At 69.8% G+C, this 18,715-nt stretch carries 13 protein-coding genes; 9 read left to right on the top strand and 4 right to left on the bottom strand.

Annotated elements, in window-relative coordinates:
• Positions 1-6: 6 nt before the first annotated feature.
• Entirely contained in the window at positions 7-1,527 is a 1,521-nt protein-coding gene (gene adh / locus PV762_RS12320; RefSeq protein ID WP_421035301.1) for an aldehyde dehydrogenase, read from the bottom strand.
• 212 nt (positions 1,528-1,739) lie between these two features.
• Between adh and PV762_RS12315 the strand changes: the two genes are divergently transcribed.
• The 3 genes from PV762_RS12315 (at position 1,740) to PV762_RS12305 (ending at position 8,402) form a co-directional block, all read left to right on the top strand.
• Complete coding sequence (locus PV762_RS12315) at positions 1,740-3,836, top strand: sigma-54-dependent Fis family transcriptional regulator (protein ID WP_421035300.1); 2,097 nt, start codon at positions 1,740-1,742, stop codon at positions 3,834-3,836.
• Between the two features lie 449 nt (positions 3,837-4,285).
• Complete coding sequence (locus PV762_RS12310) at positions 4,286-6,817, top strand: GAF domain-containing protein (protein WP_421035299.1); 2,532 nt, start codon at positions 4,286-4,288, stop codon at positions 6,815-6,817.
• On the top strand, positions 6,810-8,402 hold the full coding sequence (locus PV762_RS12305) for a CHAT domain-containing protein (protein WP_421035298.1): 1,593 nt from the start codon (positions 6,810-6,812) through the stop codon (positions 8,400-8,402). The genes PV762_RS12310 and PV762_RS12305 overlap by 8 nt, the downstream gene beginning before the upstream one ends.
• Here the strand turns inward: PV762_RS12305 and PV762_RS12300 are convergent.
• Together PV762_RS12300 and PV762_RS12295 are read right to left on the bottom strand one after the other, a co-directional pair.
• On the bottom strand, positions 8,380-9,591 hold the full coding sequence (locus PV762_RS12300) for a hypothetical protein (RefSeq protein WP_421035297.1): 1,212 nt from the start codon (positions 9,589-9,591) through the stop codon (positions 8,380-8,382). The two genes, PV762_RS12305 and PV762_RS12300, sit on opposite strands and share 23 nt — an antisense overlap.
• Positions 9,592-9,627: 36 nt before the next feature.
• Positions 9,628-10,755 (bottom strand): patatin-like phospholipase family protein, encoded by a 1,128-nt coding sequence (locus tag PV762_RS12295; RefSeq protein ID WP_421035296.1) that lies wholly within the window; start codon positions 10,753-10,755, stop codon positions 9,628-9,630.
• 248 nt (positions 10,756-11,003) lie between these two features.
• On the opposite strand from PV762_RS12295, the gene PV762_RS12290 reads away from it, so the two are divergent.
• The 4 genes from PV762_RS12290 to PV762_RS12275 all read left to right on the top strand — a co-directional run bounded on the left by PV762_RS12290 (position 11,004) and on the right by PV762_RS12275 (position 15,731).
• Complete coding sequence (locus PV762_RS12290; protein ID WP_421035294.1) at positions 11,004-11,834, top strand: alpha/beta fold hydrolase; 831 nt, start codon at positions 11,004-11,006, stop codon at positions 11,832-11,834.
• A gap of 79 nt (positions 11,835-11,913) precedes the next feature.
• Positions 11,914-12,621: a heavy metal response regulator transcription factor gene (locus tag PV762_RS12285; RefSeq protein WP_421035292.1), complete on the top strand. Its 708-nt coding sequence runs from the start codon at positions 11,914-11,916 to the stop codon at positions 12,619-12,621.
• A 40-nt stretch (positions 12,622-12,661) separates the two neighbouring features.
• On the top strand, positions 12,662-14,107 hold the full coding sequence (locus PV762_RS12280; RefSeq protein ID WP_421035291.1) for a heavy metal sensor histidine kinase: 1,446 nt from the start codon (positions 12,662-12,664) through the stop codon (positions 14,105-14,107).
• 106 nt (positions 14,108-14,213) lie between these two features.
• Positions 14,214-15,731, top strand: a complete 1,518-nt coding sequence (locus tag PV762_RS12275; RefSeq protein ID WP_421035290.1) for a methyl-accepting chemotaxis protein — start codon at positions 14,214-14,216, stop codon at positions 15,729-15,731.
• Between the two features lie 103 nt (positions 15,732-15,834).
• Here PV762_RS12275 and PV762_RS12270 read toward each other — a convergent pair whose 3' ends face one another.
• Complete coding sequence (locus PV762_RS12270; protein ID WP_421035289.1) at positions 15,835-16,941, bottom strand: alkene reductase; 1,107 nt, start codon at positions 16,939-16,941, stop codon at positions 15,835-15,837.
• 103 nt (positions 16,942-17,044) lie between these two features.
• On the opposite strand from PV762_RS12270, the gene PV762_RS12265 reads away from it, so the two are divergent.
• Together PV762_RS12265 and gph are read left to right on the top strand one after the other, a co-directional pair.
• Entirely contained in the window at positions 17,045-17,977 is a 933-nt protein-coding gene (locus PV762_RS12265) for a LysR family transcriptional regulator (protein WP_421035288.1), read from the top strand.
• Positions 17,978-17,997: 20 nt separating this feature from the next.
• Positions 17,998-18,657 (top strand): phosphoglycolate phosphatase, encoded by a 660-nt coding sequence (gene gph / locus PV762_RS12260; RefSeq protein WP_421035287.1) that lies wholly within the window; start codon positions 17,998-18,000, stop codon positions 18,655-18,657.
• The last annotated feature ends 58 nt before the right edge of the window (positions 18,658-18,715 follow it).

The raw sequence follows: 18,715 nt of genomic DNA, 5'->3' as shown, positions 1-18,715 counted from the left end.
ACTCCGTCAGAAGAATCCCAGCTTCTTCTGCGAGTAGCTCACCAGCAGGTTCTTGGTCTGCTGGTAGTGGTCCAGCATCATCTTGTGGGTCTCGCGACCGATGCCGGATTCCTTGTAGCCGCCGAAGGTCGCGTGCGCCGGATAGGCGTGATAGCAATTGGTCCACACGCGGCCGGCCTTGATGCCCTTGCCCATCCGGAAGGCCGTGTTGATGTCGCGCGACCACACGCCCGCACCCAGCCCGTACGGCGTGTCATTGGCGATGCGCAGCGCCTCCTCTTCGGTCTTGAAGGTCGTCACGGCGAGCACCGGCCCGAAGATCTCCTCGCGGAAGATCCGCATGTCGTTGGTGCCCTTGAACAAGGTCGGCTCGATGTAGTAGCCGCCCGCCAGGTCGCCGCCCAGCTGCGCGCGTCCGCCGCCGATGAGGCACTGCGCACCCTCCTGCTTGCCGATCTCCAGGTAGGACAGGATCTTGTCCAGCTGCATCGACGAGGCCTGCGCGCCCATCATCGTGTCGGTGTCCAGCGGGTTGCCCTGCTTGATGGCCTTCACACGGTCGATCGCACGCGCGATGAACTTGTCGTAGATCGATTCATGGATCAGCGCCCGCGACGGGCAGGTGCAGACCTCGCCCTGGTTGAACGCGAAGAGCACCAGTCCTTCGATCGCCTTGTCGAACAGGTCGTCGTCCTGCGCGGCGATGTCGGGGAAGAAGACGTTCGGACTCTTGCCGCCGAGCTCCAGCGTGGCCGGAATCAGATTCGTCGCCGCCGCCTGCGCGATGACGCGGCCCGTCACGGTCGAGCCCGTGAACGCGATCTTGGCGATGCGCTTGCTCTGCGCCAGCGGCATGCCGGCTTCCTTGCCGTAGCCGTTGACGATGTTGAGCACCCCGGGCGGCAGCAGGTCGGCGATGAGCTCGGCCAGGACCAGGATGCTGACGGGCGTCGATTCGGCCGGCTTGAGCACGACCGCGTTGCCCGCGCCCAGCGCGGGAGCGAGCTTCCACGCCGCCATCAGGATCGGGAAGTTCCACGGAATGATCTGGCCGACGACACCCAGCGGCTCATGGAAGTGATACGCGATGGTGTTGGCGTCGATCTCGCTGAGCGCGCCTTCCTGCGCCCGCAGGCAGCCGGCGAAATAGCGGAAATGGTCGACGGCCAGCGGCAGGTCGGCATTCAGCGTCTCGCGCATCGGCTTGCCGTTGTCGACGGTCTCGGCGTAGGCGAGCAGCTCCAGGTTCTGCTCGAGGCGGTCCGCGATGCGCAGCAGCACGTTGCCGCGCTCGGCCGCCGGCGTGGCGCCCCACTTCTCGGCGGCGGCGTGCGCGGCGTCCAGCGCCAGGTCGATGTCGGCGGCGGTCGAGCGCGCCGCCTGCGTGAAGACCTGCCCGGTGATGGGTGTGATCACGTCGAAGTACTGGCCGTCGCGCGGCGCGACCCAGTGGCCGCCGATGAAGTTGTCGTAGCGCTTCTTGAACTGCAACGGCGCGCCGGCCGCGTTGGGCTTGGCGTAGATCATGGTGTTGTCTCCGTGGTTGTTGAAGGCGATGGACGCCGGGACGCTCGTTGCATGGGCCGTGCCAAGGCGGGCTTCGCGCGCAAGACCCTGCTTGCCGGGCGGAAAGCCTCTTCCCATCGCGATCCGTTTTGGTCAGGATCGGTCCAGCCTGGACCACACGCCTCGACGGCGGGACAGGTGTTCCGCAATGGAACACGCAAGGAGACAACGGCATGGTGAAAACCCCGAGCGGCGGCGCCCTGGCGCCGCGACTGCTGCGCGCGGCGCGGCGCGAGCTGCTGGACACCGGGCGGCTCAGCGTCGAGACGCTAGAGGAAGGCCTGAGCCGCAGTTGGCTGCGCAGCCGCGATTTCGGCCTGAGCCCCGTCGGGCGTCCGCCGGGTGCTCCGCACGCTTCGGGCGCGCAGCTTCAACGCGCGCTGGAGCGCCAGCATGAACTGGTCGCCCACGCGCGGCCGGTGATGGAAGACCTCTTCGAGCAGACCCGCGACGGCGACGGGCTCGTGATCCTGGCCGATGCGCAGGGCTTGCTGCTGGGGGCGCTCGGCGATGGGCGCTTCGTCGACCGCGCGCAGCGCGTGGCGCTGCGACCCGGCGCGATCTGGGACGAGCGCTGGCGAGGCACGAACGCGATCGGCACGGCGCTGGCAGAGCAGCGGCCGGTGGCGGTGCTCGGCGGCGAGCATTTCCTGGAGCGCAACGCTTTCCTCAGCTGCACGGCCGCGCCTATCCGCGATCCGCAAGGGCGGGTGCTGGGCGTGCTCGACATTTCCGGCGAGCAGCGCGGCTTCCAGCGGCACACGCTGGCGCTGGTGCGCTCGGCGGCGCGGATGGTGGAGCACCGGTTGTTCCAGACACGGCACGCGGACGGACTGCGTCTGCAGATCCACGTCCAGCCGGAAGGACTGGGGACGCCGACCGAAGGCCTGCTCGCGCTGAGCGAGGACGGCTGGATCCTCGGCTGCAACGCGGCGGCCCAGGCATGGCTGGGGACGGACGCGGCGCGGCCCAGTCCTCTGGAGGCGGTGCTGCCGGTGCGGTGGACCGAGTTGATGGACTGGGCTCGGCAGGGCGGCGAGGGCGCGCGTCTGCTCCACCGCGACGGCGCGCCCGCGCTGTGGTTGCGGATCGATGCGCCGCGCGGCTGGCGACGACCCGCCGCGCCTGCCGCGTCTGGGGCGCCCGGGGCGAATCCGGGCGCCAGCGCGATGTCCGCGTCCGCGATCATCGATGCCGAACGCGTGGCGCCGGTCGAAGACGCCCTGCAGGCGCTGGACCTCGGCGACGCGGCGATGCATCAGGCGGTGCTGCGCGCGCGTCGTGTGCTCGACAAGCCGATCCCGTTGCTGCTGCAGGGCGAGTCAGGCGTCGGCAAGGACCTGTTCGCGCGCGCGGTGCATGACAGTGGACCGCGGCGGGACCGTCCTTACGTGGCCGTGAACTGCGCCGCGTTGCCGGAGACGTTGATCGAGGCGGAACTTTTCGGCTACCGGCCCGGCGCGTTCACGGGGGCGTCCCGCGAGGGCGCGCAAGGTCGGTTGCGCGAAGCGCACGGCGGAACGCTGTTCCTCGACGAGATCGGCGACATGCCGTTGCCGCTGCAGGCGCGGCTGCTGCGGGTGCTGCAGGACCGGCAGGTGCAGCCGCTGGGCGGCGGGCCGACGGTGCAGGTGGATTTCCAGCTGATCGGCGCGAGCCATCGCCCGCTGCGGCCGCTGGTCGCGCAGGGACTGTTCCGCGAAGACCTGTACTACCGGCTGAACGGACTGACCCTGTGCCTGCCCCCGCTGCGCGCGCGCCAGGACTTGCCCGTGCTGGTGGCCCGCCTGCTGACGGCGCTGGAACCGGCGCGGCGCGTGATGCTCGACCCGTCGCTGGCGCGGGAGCTGAGCGCCTACCGCTGGCCCGGCAACGTGCGCCAGCTGGCGCAGGCGCTGCGCATCGCCTGCGCGCTGATGGAGCCCGGCGAATCGGTGATCCGTCGCGGCCATCTGCCGGACGACCTGGTGGAGGAACTCGACCAGAACGAGCCGATGGCCATCCCGGTGCTCGTGCCGCCCCAGGTCCGGATGCCGGCCTCGACCTCGACCTCGACCTCGGCCGCGGTGTCGAGCCGATCGGGCGGATCGAGCGGATCGTCGCGGCGGGCTGCCGCCGCGGAAGCCGCGCCCGAGATGCTGCGGGACCAGTCCCGGGCGCATGCGCGAAGGGTCCTGGACGAGTGCGACGGCAACCACTCCGCGGCGGCGCGGCGGCTGGGCATCGGACGCAACACGCTGTACCGGTTGCTCAAGTCGACCGGCGCGTGAACGAGGAGCAACGGCGCGCGGAGACAGGGAGGGCCGCGTAGGGCATCGCCTCACGCGCGCCTCAGCGATCCGCCGGATCGCCGATGGGGTGAACCCGCCTTTCGGACCCTCCGGACGCTGCGTATTCTTTCGTTCATGCGGTCCAGGGTTTCTTGGTGGTGGATCCGCAGAGGCGCAAGCCGGACGTCAATGGGTAAGGCGGACATTCGAAAGGATGTCCGCCTTCGTCTTTTGGGCCCGCGCCAGCTGCGGATCACCAGTCGTTCCGGGACATTGGCAATGCGCATCAGTTATTCGTCGTCGTTGGGTCAGGGCACCGACCGATACCTGCAGTGGGCAAGGATCCCTATGTTGTCAGGCGCGCCGCCCGACGTATCGGCGTAGCCTTCAGGCCGTCGACTGGGAAAGACGGCAGGACTGACGGCCAGGGATGGCCAGGAGGCGACCTCATGGATGACGCCGGAAAAGACGCCAGGCAGGAACCCACCTCCGCGGCGGCGGCCGCGATGCTCGGGCAGATGAAGCGGGCGGTCTTCGACGGCTCGCGGATCGCCGTGATCCAGCGGGATCTGGCCAACAACGTCCTCTACGCCAACGACGCCGCGCTGACGATGAGCGGGGTCGGGCATGTCGACCAGCTGCGCCTGGACCGGCTCTTCGCCGGCGAGGCCGGCCGCGTGCTCGACGAGGAGACCCGCGGACGCCGCAACCGCGAGCTCGGCGCCTACCGCGTCACGCTGACCTGCCAGGACGATCCCGGGCGGCAGGTCGCCGTCGAGGTCACCGGTCTGCCGCTGATGGATGACCACGGCACCGTCGTCGGCTCGCTGGGCTTCTTCCGCAGCCTGCAGCATCAGGTGCTGACCGACCAGGTGCGCGCGCTGACCTTGAGCCACGCCGGCCGCGCGGACCTGCTGCCGCTGGTGGCCGAGGCGTTGCGCCGCGAGCTGCCCTTCGACCTGATGCTGGTGTCGCGCGTCGTCGAGGACGACAGCGCCTGGGAGTCGGAGATCGTCTTCAACCATCCGCCGTTCCGGCAGGACGTGCCGACCGCGTGGTACGAGCTGAACGCCGCGCAGCGGGCCTTCATGGAGGGCCAGTGCGGCGGCTTCCATGACTTCGAGACGGTGATGAGCCAGCCGCCGTGGTCCGACATGGTCGAGGAGCCGATGAGCCGGCAGATGCACGCCATGGACCTCAAGTCCAGTATGTGGCGACGCATCACGCGCGGCGAGGGCGAGGACGAGCGGACCGTCGCGATCATGACGCTGCTCAGCCGGAAGCGCGGCGCCTACGGCGAACAGGACCTGGCGCTGTTCAACCAGCTGCCGCTGATCGAGGCGGTGCTGTGCAGCCTGGACCACGACGAACGCAAGCGCGACCGGCGCCAGCTGCGCATGTTCCGGGAGCTCAACCGCTGCGCCGACATCCAGGGCGCCTGCCGCTGCCTGTCCGATGCGCTGGTCGAGATCTTCGGCTGGCAGCACGTGTCGCTGTTCCGGATCGACAGCGCGCGCGACGCGATCGTGCGTGTCGCTTCGGCCCGGCGCGGCGAGGACGGATCCGCCATGGATACCGGCGTGTCCTGGGGCGACTACGCGCAGGGACTCTGCCAGGGCATCCTCGGTCGCGTCGTGCGGACCCAGCAGCCGCAGAAGATCCCCGACGTCACGCGTGACCCCGAATACCTCCGGACGCCCGACGGCGAGCCGATCCGCTCGGAACTGGCGGTGCCGATCGTGTTCTCGGACAGCGAACGGGTGCGCTTCATCGTCAACGTCGACGATCCGCGCGTGAGCGCGTTCTCACGCGAGCACGTGCGGCAGCTCACCGACATCGCCCACGAGGTGGCCGGCGCGATGGAGCGCATCAGCGACCTCACGCTGATGACGGAGTGCGTCAACAACGTGTCCGATCCCATCATCGCGACCGACGCGAAGCTGCGGATCCGCCGCGTCAATCCCGCGGCGGAGACGCTGTTCGGCCTCACGCGCAAGGCGCTGGAAGGCCGCAGCCTGCTGACGCTGTTCCAGAATCCGGAGCCGCTGGCGGCATTGCTCGACGGCACCGAGGCCGGCGACCGCATCGGCGAGATGCGGGTGTGCCGCAGGGGCACCGCCATCGACGAGGCGCCCGACGCTTCCGACGTCTCGCCCGCTGCCGGTTCCGGTTCCGGTCCCGGCTCCGGCTCCGGCTCCGGGGCCGACGCGGGCGGGCTGCCGGTCTTCATCACGCGGCGCGACTTCCCGGGCCAGCTCGGCGGTCACGTCTTCATCGCGCGGGACCTGCGGCCGATCCGGCGCTCGGTGCAGCTGGAGTTCCTGGAAGAGACCGCCTACGAACTGGCGGTCGAGACCCAGGCGCCGCTGGGCATGGCGATGTCCTGCCTGGAGGACCAGCTCGAAGCCGCGTTCAGCTCCGAGACGGCTCGAGAGCAGGCGCGCGGCCGCGAGTTGCAGACCGTGCTCCGCCAGCTCGGTCGCGTGAAGCACGCCTTCACGCGGCTGGCCATGTACAACCGTGAGGCCCGCGTCTCCGCGCGCGTCGCCAGCACGATCCGGCTCGACGGCGAGATCGATGCGCTGCTCGCCAGTCTCGCGGCGTCGGAGCGCCGCAAGGTGGTGTTCGAGACGGCAGGCCGCAAGGTCGAGGTCGAGGCCGACCACATGCAGCTGCACATCGTCGTGGAGAGCCTGCTGTCCGTCCTGCTGCGCGCGGCGCCGGCGACGGCGATCGTGCGACTCACCCTGGTGCCCGACGACGAACTCGTGTTCCTGCGCCTGCGCGGTCGCCTGCCGCCGGCGCGCCGGCACGGCGAGCGCTTCGCCGCGCCCGAAGCCGCCCAGGCGGACCTGCGCCTGGCCAATCCGCTGCTCTGCAAGCTGATGAAGAACCAGGGCGGCGCGCTCAAGGCCAGCGTGCTGCCGGACGGCGACACCGAGTTCGTGCTGAGCTTCCCGCGCCGGAGGTCCCATGGCTGACATCCTCCTCATGCTCAGCCCCCAGCAGCAGGGCAGTCTCGGCCCGCAGATCAAGAAGCAGCTGCGGCAGCTCGGCCGTCACACCATCCAGGAGGAGACCAACCGGGAGACCGGACTGGAGCTGCTCACCGGTCAGCCCTTCGACTACATCATCGTGGGCAGCCAGCTGGCCGACGACGCGGGCGCGGTCGTCGCCGAGGATGGCGGCCTGGCGTTCTGCCGCGAGGTGCGCGTGCTCGGCAACACGCCGATGATGCTGCTGGCGCCGGCGATGACCACCGAACTGAACATGGCCTGCATCCGGCTGCGGGTCACGCTGCATGCGGACCCGGCGTCGGCGGGCAGCTTCGCGCTGGAGCTGCTCGGTCTGGAATCGCCGGACGCAGACGATGCCGTGGCGGGCGGCCCGGGCAACGACGCGCCGATGAGCCGCGGCGGCCGGGCGCGCGCGGCCGTGGTGAACCCGTGCCTGGACATCCGCGTCTCCGCCATCGCCGACAACTGGCGCTTCGAGATGCACGGCATCGATTTCCAGTTCCAGGGCGCGGGTCCGTTGACGGTGAGCAAGTCGGCGCGGCTCGACTGGCAGGCGCAGTACATGCACGAGCCGGACTGGTACAAGGAGTTCTCCCGCATCGGCAAGAGCATCCGCATCGCGCTGTGCGAGGACCAGGAGAGCTTCCGCCTGCAGCGCGAGAACGCGCGGCTCAAGGCCTTCCAGCAGCTCGGCGATGCGGGCAGGGAGGTGACGGACCGCATCACCTTCGAGGTCTCGGAGGACTGCTATCCGCTGCTGCTCGAAGCGATGTTCGAGCCCTCGCAGGAAGTGCCGTGGCTGGCGAAGGCGGCCTCGATGTCGCGTCGGCTCGCGGCCTCGAAGGAGAGCCAGAGCAGCCTGTTCGCCGGCCCGGTGGCGGCTCGCCGCGCGCTGCTGATCTGCGCCGACACGCACGGCACGGCCTACGACGACCAGCTCAAGGGCGGCGCGCTGCAACTGGCGCCGCTGACGGCGGTGCGGCGCGAATGCGCCCGGGTGAAGAAGCTGCTCACCCGGCCGGACCCGCGCAGCGGGCAGCCGCTCTTCCACGAGCGCAACGTCGCCGTGATCGGACTCGACGGGCCGCTCAGCCGCGAGAGCCTGGTGGCGGCGCTGGGCGACGGCGGCTGGGACCTGATCCACTTCGCCGGCCACACCTGTTTCCAGCCGGCCGGCGCGCGGCAATTGGGCGGCACGGGTTTCCTGTTCGTCGGGCCGAAGGACGAGCCGCAGTGCGTCGACTTCGGCGACATCCTCGGCTATCTGCGCGACACGCGTTTCGTCTACCTGAGCAGCTGCGAGAGCGGCAACTCCGGCTTCGCGACGCTGGCCGCGGAGGCCGGCATCCATGCCGTGCTCGGTTATCGGTGCCGGGTGAACGACCGCACGGCGGCGGTGCAGGCGCTGCTGTTCTATCGCATGCTGCAGCGCAGCCGCTCGCTGGACGCCGCCTTCGGTCACGCGCGGCGGCGTCTCTATCGCCGCTACGAAGGCCAGGACAACGCCTGGGCCTCGGCGATGCTGGTCACGTCGGGTGTCCAGTCATGAGGTCGAGCGACATTCCCGCCGCGGCGTCGGTCGGGTAGAAGGCCTGGTGGCCGTGCGCGGCGCGCAGGGCGGGCTCGTCCCACGGCGCCGTGCGCGCCGACCGGTAGTTGAAGAGCAGCCGGGCGCCCGGCACGTGCCGCACGACGGTGTGAAGCGCCTCGTCGTCGGGGTGGTTGAAGATGCTGCCGTCGGTCGAGATCAGCCAGGTCGCGCAGTCGATCCGGCTCAGGAAGTCCTCGCTCAGGTTGGCGGCCGACCCGTGATGCGCCATCTTGACCGCGTCGAGCCGCAGGCGCGGTTCGCCCGCGGCGCCCGCGAGGCGTCGCAGCGCGGCGGTCAGCGTCGGTGCGTGGGCGTCGCCGAGCAGCGCGATGCGACGGCCCTGGTACTCGGCGATCACCGCGATGCTGGAACCGTTGGCCACCGCGTTGTCGATGGGCCCGAGCGCCAGCGCGGTCGAGGACAGCATCTCCTCGGGTCTGGGCCGTCGGCGCAGTCCGCCGGAGCGGAAGGCCGCGCGACCTTCGAGGCGCGCGCCGAGCGCGCCTTCATCGCTGGCGTCCAGCTCGGCGCGTTCCAGCGCGCGATCCCACGCGGCGCGCAGCTTCTCGAGCTTGGCCAGCGTCGGCGACAGCAGCGTCAGGCGCAGCCCGCCGGGCAGCTCGCGCACCGGCAGCGGACCGATCGCCGGCACGAAGATCGGCGCGCCCTGGAAGGCCGCGTTCCATTGCCGGTCCTCGATGCGGACGCTGATCATCGAACCCTGCAGCGCGCTGCGTTGGGCGTTCACGTCCGCACCCGCCCCGTTCGGTCCATTCGCCGCGCCCGGCATGCCCGTCGCGTTGTTGGCGTTGGTCGCGCCGGCCCTGGGCGGAGGCGGCTCCTTCAGCGGCTGCGCGATGTGCGGCCAACCGTTGAACCAGATGTCGCGGAAGGTCGCCAGCTCGCGGTGGTTGAGCAGCTTGAGGCAGCCCTCGATGTGATCGCCGTCGACGTGCGTGATGACGAGCAGCTCCAGCTCGCGCTGGTTGGCGGGCAGCGCGGCCAGCCGCTGCGACAGCGCACCGTAGGCGCCGATCGGGCCGCCGTCGATCAACACCCGATGGGGGCGGGCGGCGTGGCCGTACTCCAGCAGCAGGCAGTCGCCGTGGCGCGCCGGCAGCAGTTCGATGCGGAAGATGTCGGTCATCGCGAGGTGCCCGGGAACGACGGCCGTGGGGCGGCTTCAGTTCAGCGCGTGCTTCGGATACGGCCAGGCCGGCGACTGATGTCGCGTGGCCACGTGCGGCGCGCGTGAACGCACCGCCGCGTCGCTGACCGCGTAGCCCCAGTTGATGAGCTCGCACTGTTCCTGGTCCTTGAAGCGGTCGAGCCGGGTTCGGATCGCCGCCAGGTCCGCGACGCGCGCCGCGGCGACGGGCAGCGTCGCCTCTTCGGTCGCGGGATAGTCGGCCATGTCCGTGTCGATCGCCCAGAACGCGCCCTTCGCGTCGCCGCGGGCGTAAGCCGCGATCAGCATGCGCTTGCGCAGCGCCAGCGCCTGGTTCAGGCCGATGTCCATCGTGCGCATCAGCTGGCGCGGCGCCATGGTGCCGATACCGGCGTCGATGTCGAAGGGCTTGCCGGCGTCGCTGACCAGCACCGTCTCGTAACGGCCCCAGACCGTCTCCAATCCCAGGTTGTCGTAGACGCCGCCGTCCGCCAGCATGAGGCGGCGGCGATAGTCGACCTGGTCGTAGAGATCGGCGCCGTCGACCTTCGTGAAGTCCTCGGGCCGGACCTCCAGCTCGATCGGTGCCAGCACCGGCGGAAAGGCGCTGGAGCAGGCGACTGCCGTCGCCACGTCGAAGCGCGGTTTCGGGATCAGGCCGATGCGGTAGTCGCCCGCGTAGGGCTTGGAGAAGCGGAAGCTGACGCCGGTCGCATAGTTGGTCGCGTTGAACACGAAGCGCGGATCGTCCGGCAGCGATTGCAGCGACGCGTCGAGGCCCAGGCGCTTGCGGTACTCGTCGGCGACGGCTTCGCCCGCGGAGCGGAAGGGATTGAACGCGCCCGACAACACCGAAGCGACATCGATGTTGCGCGCGCAGAACTCGCGCAGCGGGGCGGCGACTTCGGCCTCGAACAGCGCGGAGCGGCCGTCCTCGCCGAACGCGAGTCGCGGCCAGCGCACGGCCAGCAGTCCCGAGGTGATGGAGCCGCCCGACACGCTGGAGATCCGCGCCAGCTTGCCCAGCGCGCCGAGCTCGTTGAGTCGCCACAGCACGCCGACGTGGAACAGCACGGCGCGGAAGCCGCCGCCCGAGAGTGCCAGCGCGATGCCGCTGGTGCGTGCGGTCTGGTCGAAGGGCATGGCGGGTCTCCCGCTGTGTGGAGCGCTTAGCCTAGGCTCGGCGCGGGCCGGTCGCAATCTGTCAAGTTGGGGATGACGGAGGAAATGAAGGGGACGCGTGGCGAAGATTTCAAACTTGTAATGTGGCTGTGCGTTTCGCGTGGGAGCCCGATTTCTACAGTGCATTCCAAGCAGTCGGCACCAGGCCGCTGCGGATGCACCCCACGTCCAGGACGCCGCCGGCGTCCCCCTCCACGCGAAAGAGCCTCATGAACCGCAAGACCTTCCTCGGCCAGCTGATGGCCACCGCCTTCGTCGCCACCGCCGCCTTCGCCTCCGTCGGTGCTGCATACGCCGAGACGGACGCCGCGCCGTCTGCCCCGCCATCGACGGCCGTCACGGCCAAGTCCGCGCCGGTCGCCGTCCGCAACGTCGTGCTGGTGCACGGCCTGTACGCCGACGGTTCCAGCTGGGGCAAGGTGATCCCGTTGCTGCAGGCCAAGGGCCTGCACGTGACCTCGGTGCAGAACCCGCTGACCAGCCTGCAGGACGACGCCGACGCCGTGAAGCGCGCGCTGGCGCAGCAGGACGGACCGACGCTGCTGGTCGGCCATTCCTACGCTGGCATGGTGATCTCCGAGGCCGGCGCCGACCCCAAGGTCAGCGGCCTGGTCTACATCGCGGCCCGCGCCCCGGACGCCGGTGAGGACTACCCCGCGCTGACCCGCAAGTTCCCGACTGCGCCGGCCGCCGCCGGCCTGAAGTGGAACGGCGACTGGGGCAGCCTGTCGCAGGACGCCTTCCTGAAGGACTTCGCCGGCGACCTGCCGTCCGCCGAGGCGCTCAGCTACTTCGCCGTGCAGCAGCCCTTCGCCCGCGCCGTGGCCAGCGGCAAGACGACGACCGCCGCCTGGCGCGTGAAGCCGAGCTGGTACGCCGTGTCCACGCAGGACCGGACCATCAACCCCGACCTGCAGCGCTTCCTGGCGCAGCGCATGGGCGCCGCGACGATCGAGCTGAACGCCAGCCACGTCTCGCTGCTGTCGCAGCCGCAGGCGGTCGCCGACCTGATCGTCAAGGCCGCGCAGGGCCAGCGCTGAGTTGCTGCCGATAATCCGCCCCGTGGTGCCCGCGCCGCCTCGGGACCTCGAGTCTGCGGGCGGCGCCCAAGGAGCAGAGATGCGTGTCCTCGTCGTCGAAGATGAACCGAAGCTGGCCGGCTACCTCCGCAAGGGGCTGACGGAGAACGGCTACGTCGTCGACGTGGCCGCCGACGGCATCGACGGCCGTCACCTGGCGCTGAACGGCGAGTACGACCTGATCGTGCTCGACGTGATGCTGCCGGGCATCGACGGCTTCAGCGTGCTGAAGGCGATCAAGGCGGAGAAGGACGTCGCCGTGCTGATGCTGACCGCGCGCGACGGCGTCGAGGATCGCGTCCATGGACTGCAGGAAGGCGCGGACGACTACCTCGTCAAGCCCTTCGCGTTCTCGGAGCTGCTCGCGCGGCTGACCGCGCTGCGGCGACGCGGCGTGCGTTCGGGATCGGGCGCGAGCAGCGGCAGCGGAGGCGCTTCGGAAACGATGCTGACGCTCGGCGACCTGCAGCTTGATCTCGCGCGCCGGAAGGCGTTCCGCGGCGGGCAGTCCATCGATCTGACCAACAAGGAATTCCTCCTGCTCGCGCTGCTGATGCGCCGTCGCGGCGAGGTGCTGTCGCGCACCGTGCTCGCGGAGCAGGTCTGGGACATGAACTTCGACAGCGACACCAACGTCGTCGACGTCGCGGTGCGGCGGTTGCGCGCGAAGGTCGACGACCCCTTCGAGACCAAGATGCTGCGCACCGTGCGCGGCATGGGCTACGTGCTGGAAGCGCCGTCGCCATGAGAAGGTCGATGGTGTCGAGCCTGCCGATGAGAGCGTCGCGATGAGCGCGGGTCGGCTCGGGTCCATCTCCGCGCGGCTGGTGCTGATGCTGGCGCTGGTGGCGGTGGTGGTGTTCTCCGCCGCCGGCTTCCTGCTGCACAAGGCGCTGGAGCAGGTGCTGATCGCCGACGAGCGCGCCGACCTGCTCGGCAAGACGGAGGTGGTGAAGCACTTCATCGGCGAGGCGCGCTCGATGGACGACCTGCCGATGCTGCGCCGTCATCTGGCGGCGACCAGCGTCGGCGGGCGCTTCCGCTGGAACGTGTGGCTGGTCGGGCGAGACGGCGCGCTGCTGTACGGCGCGGAGCCGATGCCGCCGTCGGTGCAACGCGACGGCGACAAGGTCTGGCTGCGCCGCAAGGACGGCGTGGCGCTGCGCGGCGCACATTTCCTGCTGCCGGACCACGCGGCCTTCCCCGACGCGCAGGTCCTGATCGGGATGGATCCGCGGCCGCGCCAGCAGATGCTGGCGACCTACGACGACGCGGGGCTGATGGTCGGTATTGCCGGCGTGCTGTGCACCATCGCGCTGGCCTGGCTGGCGACGCGCCGCGGGCTGAGCGCGTTGTCGGCGTTGTCGCGCGAGGCCGAGGCGATCCAGCCCGGCGCGTTGTCGCGCCGTCTTACCCTGCCGGAGGACAGCGCCGAGCTGATGCCGCTGGCGCAGCGCTTCAACGACGTGCTGTCGCGGATGGAGGAAGCCTGGCACCAGCTCGAAGGCTTCAATGCCAACGTGGCGCATGAGCTGCGCACGCCGCTGGCGATCATGATCAGCGGCGCGGAGGTGGTGCTGTCGCGGGATCGGCCGGAAGCCGAGATGCGCGATGTGCTGGAATCCCACCTGGAGGAGCTGCGCGGCATGGCGTCGATGATCAACGACATGCTGTTCCTCGCGCGCGCGGACCAGGGCGACGCGGCGGCCGATCTGCTCGAGCGCTCGCTGCGCGACGAGGCGCTGGGCGTGGGCGAGTTCCTCGAGATCCTGCTTGAGGAAAGGCATCAATGCATGACCGTCGAAGGCGACCATCGGTTGCCGGTCAACCGCGCGTTGTTGCGCCGCGCGCTGGTGAATCTGCTGACCAACGCGTCGCGGCATGCGCCGGAGGGGGCGACGCTGACGGTGCGGATCGAGGCGGATCCGCGGGGGCAGGGGCTGCGCGCCGGCGGCAGCGAAGGCGCCAGCGGCGGCGCGAAGCTGACCGTGGTCAACCCGGGGGATCCGATCCCCGAGGACATCCGGCGCCGCATGTTCGACCGCTTCTGGCGCGGCGAGTCTTCGCGCTCGAAGGCCGGGGACCGGTTCGGTCTCGGCTTGGCGATCGTGCGCGCCGTGGCCCGCATGCATGGGGGCGCGACCTTCGCCGAATCGCGTGATGGCGTGACCGAAATCGGTTTCACGCTCGGCTCGCCCAACCGTGCGGTTGTGACGGATAACGCCGTGCGTTAGCGCCGACCCGGATTCACCCGAAGGGGGAACTGGCCGATAAACCCGGATGGCCCGTTCGGGCTATCCCGTCCGCCGTGCGCGGCCGCCAGCCTTCCACACGCCCCCCATGAAACTCCGAACCCGAATCCTCTTCCTGTGTCTCGCCGCGCTGATCGGCATGGTCGTCCTGGCCGCGGTGTCGCTGACGACGTTGCGTCAGACGATGATGAAGGAGCGCACCGCGCAGTTGTCGACGCTGGTGGTGCTGGCGCAGTCCGCGCTGGAGAAGCTGCATGAGCAGGAGACCGCCGGCAAGATCACGCGCGAGGAAGCGCAGAAGCAGGGCAAGCTGATCATCGGCAGCTTCCGCAAGGACGAGCTCTACTTCTTCGTCCGCGGCTACAGCGACGACGTCAACCTCGTGCATCCGAACCCGAAGCGCGTCGGCATCGTCGACGCCAAGGGCGGCAAGGAAGCCGGCGTGCGTTATCGCACCGCGCTCGAAGGCAAGCAGATCGGCACCGTGATCGCGCTCGGCACGCGGCCCAACACCAAGGACGAGGTCGAGAAGCTCTACGCCGTCGTGCACTTCAAGCCCTGGGACTGGATCATCGGTTTCGGCGACTACATCGACGACATCGACAAGGCCTTCTGGCGCAGCGCCGTCGTGCTGCTGTCGATCGGCCTGGCGCTGATGGCGGTGGTGGGCGTGCTGGGCTGGCGCCTGGCGGGCAGCATCTACCGTCAGCTCGGCGGCGAGCCGGCGTATGCGGCGGACATCGTCCACCGCATCGGCGCGGGCGACCTGAACGTGGCGGTCGACCTGCGCGACGCGCATGCCGACAGCCTGCTGTCCGCGATGGACCGCATGCAGCGCAGCCTGTCGACGACGGTGGGCCAGATCCGCGGCTCGACCGACACGATCGCGACGGCCGCCGGCGAGATCGCCGCCGGCAACCGTGACCTCTCGTCGCGCACCGAATCGCAGGCGAGCGCGCTGGAAGAGACGGCGGCCTCGATGGAGGAGCTGACCGCCACGGTCAAGCAGAGCGCCGACAACGCGCGCCAGGCCAACCAGCTGGCGATGTCCGCGTCGGAGATCGCGGTGCAGGGCGGCAAGGTCGTCGACGAGGTGGTGGCGACCATGGCGTCGATCAGCAGCTCGTCCAACAAGATCGTCGACATCATCGGCACGATCGACGGGATCGCGTTCCAGACCAACATCCTGGCGTTGAACGCGGCCGTCGAAGCGGCCCGTGCCGGCGAGCAGGGCCGCGGTTTCGCGGTGGTGGCGGCCGAAGTGCGCACGCTGGCGCAGCGCAGCGCGACGGCGGCCAAGGAGATCAAGGCGCTGATCGGCGATTCGGTGCAGAAGGTCGAAGCGGGCGGCGCGCTGGTCGGTCAGGCGGGGGCGACGATGTCGCAGATCGTCGGCAGCGTGAAGCGGGTCACCGACATCGTCGGCGAGATCTCCAGCGCCAGCCAGGAACAGACCGCCGGCATCGAGCAGATCAACCAGGCCATCGCGCAGATGGACCAGGCGACGCAGCAGAACGCGGCGCTGGTGGAACAGGCGTCCGCAGCGGCGGAATCGCTGGAGCAGCAGTCGCAGGTGCTGGTCACCGCGGTCGGCGTGTTCTCCTGAGTGACGCCCCCTGCCGCCTACGACGGTCGAAATGCAGCAGCCTTGCTCCCTCTCCCGCTTGCGGGGGAGGGAGTGAGAATGCACCGAGCTGATCGGGCGGGGCTTATGCTGCGGCTTGCTGGCTGAACTGCGTATAGCCCTCGGCGCCGCCGCCGAAGTACGCCGACTGCGGCGCCTCGAATAGCGGCAGATTGCCCTTCAGACGGTCGACCAGATCCGGATTCCCGATGAAGGGCTTCCCGAAGGCGACCATGTCCGCGTGGCCCGACGACGTCGCATTCAACGCGCGCTGACGGTCATAGCCGTTGTTGGCGATGTACGCGCCGCCGAAGGCGTAGCGCAGCGCTTCGACATCGAAGGCGTCGGCCCCGTTGCCGGCGTGCAGCTGGCCTTCCACCACATGCAGATACGCCAGGCCGCGCTCGCCGAGCTTGCGGGCCAGGTAGCCGTGCGTCTGCGCCGGCGTGCTGTCGATCGGCGTGTCGCCGATCGCGGTCGACAGCGGCGACAGGCGCAGGCCGACGCGATCAGCGCCCCAGACCTCGGTCACGGCGTCGACCACCTCCAGCACGAAGCGCGCGCGGTTCTCGATCGAACCGCCGTACTGGTCCGTCCGGCGGTTGGTGCTGTCGCGCAGGAACTGTTCCAGCAGATAGCCGTTGGCGGCGTGGATCTCGACGCCGTCGAAGCCGGCGACCTTCGCGTTGACTGCGGCGCGGCGGTAGTCCTCGACCAGACCGGGCAGCTCCGACAGTTCCAGCGCGCGGGGCGCCGACGGCGGCTCGAAGCCGGCCTCGGTGAAGACGACCGTGCCCGCCTGCAGGGCGGACGGTGCGACCGGCGCGGCCCCGTCCTTCTGCAGGCTCACATGCGACATGCGGCCCACATGCCACAGCTGCAGCACGATCTTGCCGCCCTCGGCATGGACCGCGTCGGTGACGCGCTTCCAGGCGTCGACCTGCTCGGGCGTGTAGATGCCCGGCGTCCAGGCGTAGCCGCGGCCTTGGCGGGAGATGTTGGTCGCCTCGGCCACGATCAGCCCGGCGGAGGCGCGCTGCCGGTAGTACTCGACGGCCAGCGGCGACGGCACGCCGTCGGCGCTCGCGCGGGAGCGGGTCAGCGGCGCCATCGCGACGCGGTTGCGGACCTCGATCGCGCCGATGCGGCCGGGGGTGAAGAGGGTCTGATCTGCGGCGGTGTGAGCGGACATGGCGGTTGCTTCCTGGGGATGACAGGACGAAGTCTGGACATCGGCGCCACATTCATCCAATTTATCCGTTGAACAACAGATATGCGTCGGGCAACATGGCTGGATGCGATACGACCTGAACCTGCTGCCGGTCTTCCTGGCGGTGATGGAGGAGCGCAGCGTGACCCGCGCGGCGCAGCGGCTGGGCATCACGCAGCCAGCGCTGTCCAACGCGCTGACGCGGCTGCGGGCGATGCTGATGGATCCGCTGTTCATCCGCGAGCGCTACGGCATGCAGCCGACGCAGAAGGCGGAGGAGCTGGCGCCCATCATTGCCGCCGCGCTGGCGAGCCTGGACACCGCGATCCTCGGTCAGCGGGACTTCGATCCGGCGAAGTCGACGCAGCTGGTGACGCTGGCGCCGAACAGCTATGTGGAGCTGGTGCTGGTGCCGGCGATCGTCGCGCGGCTGCGGGAGCAGGCGCCGAACATGGCGGTGCGGCTGACGCCGTTCGGCACCGACCTGGCGGAGACGGGCGTGATCTCGGGCTCGACGGCGATGGTGCTCGGGCGGGCGGTCGATCCGCCGGACAACCTCGTCGTGCAGCACGTGATGGACGACGGCCTCGCCTGCATCGTGCGGCGCGGGCATCCGACGGTGGACCGGAAGATGACGCGCAAGCAGTACGAGCAGCTCAAGCACGTGAACGTGCTGCCGCCCGGGCGGCTGCGCGTGGGGCTGTTCCAGGCGCTGGAGAAACAGGGGCTGAAGCGCGACGTCGCGGTGTCGGTGACGCACTTCCTCGCGGTGCCGGAGGTGGTCGCGGTCACCGATTACTGCGCGACGCTGCCGGCGCAGATCTGCCGGAAGCTGGCATCGGACAAGCGATTGAAGGTGCTGCCCTCACCGGTGGACCTGGGCACCTTCCCGGTGGAGATCGCGTGGCACGTCAGATACCGGGACGATCCGGCGCATCGCTGGCTGCGTGCGTTGGTCTCCGAGGTGGCCGCCGAAGTGGCGGCTCAAGGCGAGATCCCTTCGCCGAAGAAGGCGTGAGCCGCGGCTAGGATGCCGGCATGTCTGCACTCGTCCCGACTCCCACCGCCTTCATGCTCGACCTCGACGGCACGCTCGTCGACACCTTGGGCGACTTCGTCGCGGTGCTGAACCGCGTGATGGCCGACATGGCCTTGCCTGCCGTCCAGCGCGATTTCGTCGAGCACACGATCGGGCAGGGCAGCGAACACCTGATCCGCAGCGTGCTCGCCGAAGTCGGCGCTCCCCAGGCGCACTACGAGCAGGCCTGGGCGCTCTACCAGCGCCACTACGAGGTGCTCAACGGCGAGCACGCCGATGTCTTCCCGGGCGTGATCGAAGGATTGGACGCGCTGAAGGCGCTCGGCCTGCCGATGGCCTGCCTGACCAACAAGCCGGCCGCGTTCGCGCGGGAACTGCTCAAGCGCAAGGGCTTGGACCGCTACTTCGACCGCGTCTTCGGCGGCGACGACTTCGAGCGCAAGAAGCCCGATCCGATGCCGCTGCTCAAGACCTGCGAGGCGCTCGGCTCAGCGCCAGCGACGACCTGGATGATCGGCGACTCCAGCAACGACGCGCGCGCCGCGCATGCCGCCGGCTGCCCGATCGCGCTCGTCAGTTACGGCTACAACCATGGTCAGCCGATCCGCGAGGTGCCCGCGGAGCGCTACATCGCCCGGCTCGACGAACTGCTCGGCTGAAAACGACGATGCGCCGTCTGCATCACGCGGAACGGCGCATCGGCGGGTGCCGGCCCTG

Source organism: Mitsuaria sp. CC2, from assembly GCF_048957715.1.
Lineage (GTDB): Bacteria > Pseudomonadota > Gammaproteobacteria > Burkholderiales > Burkholderiaceae_C > Roseateles.
The sequence above is the reverse complement of the archived record's forward strand: the minus strand, read 5'-3'. Positions and strand labels throughout refer to the sequence as shown.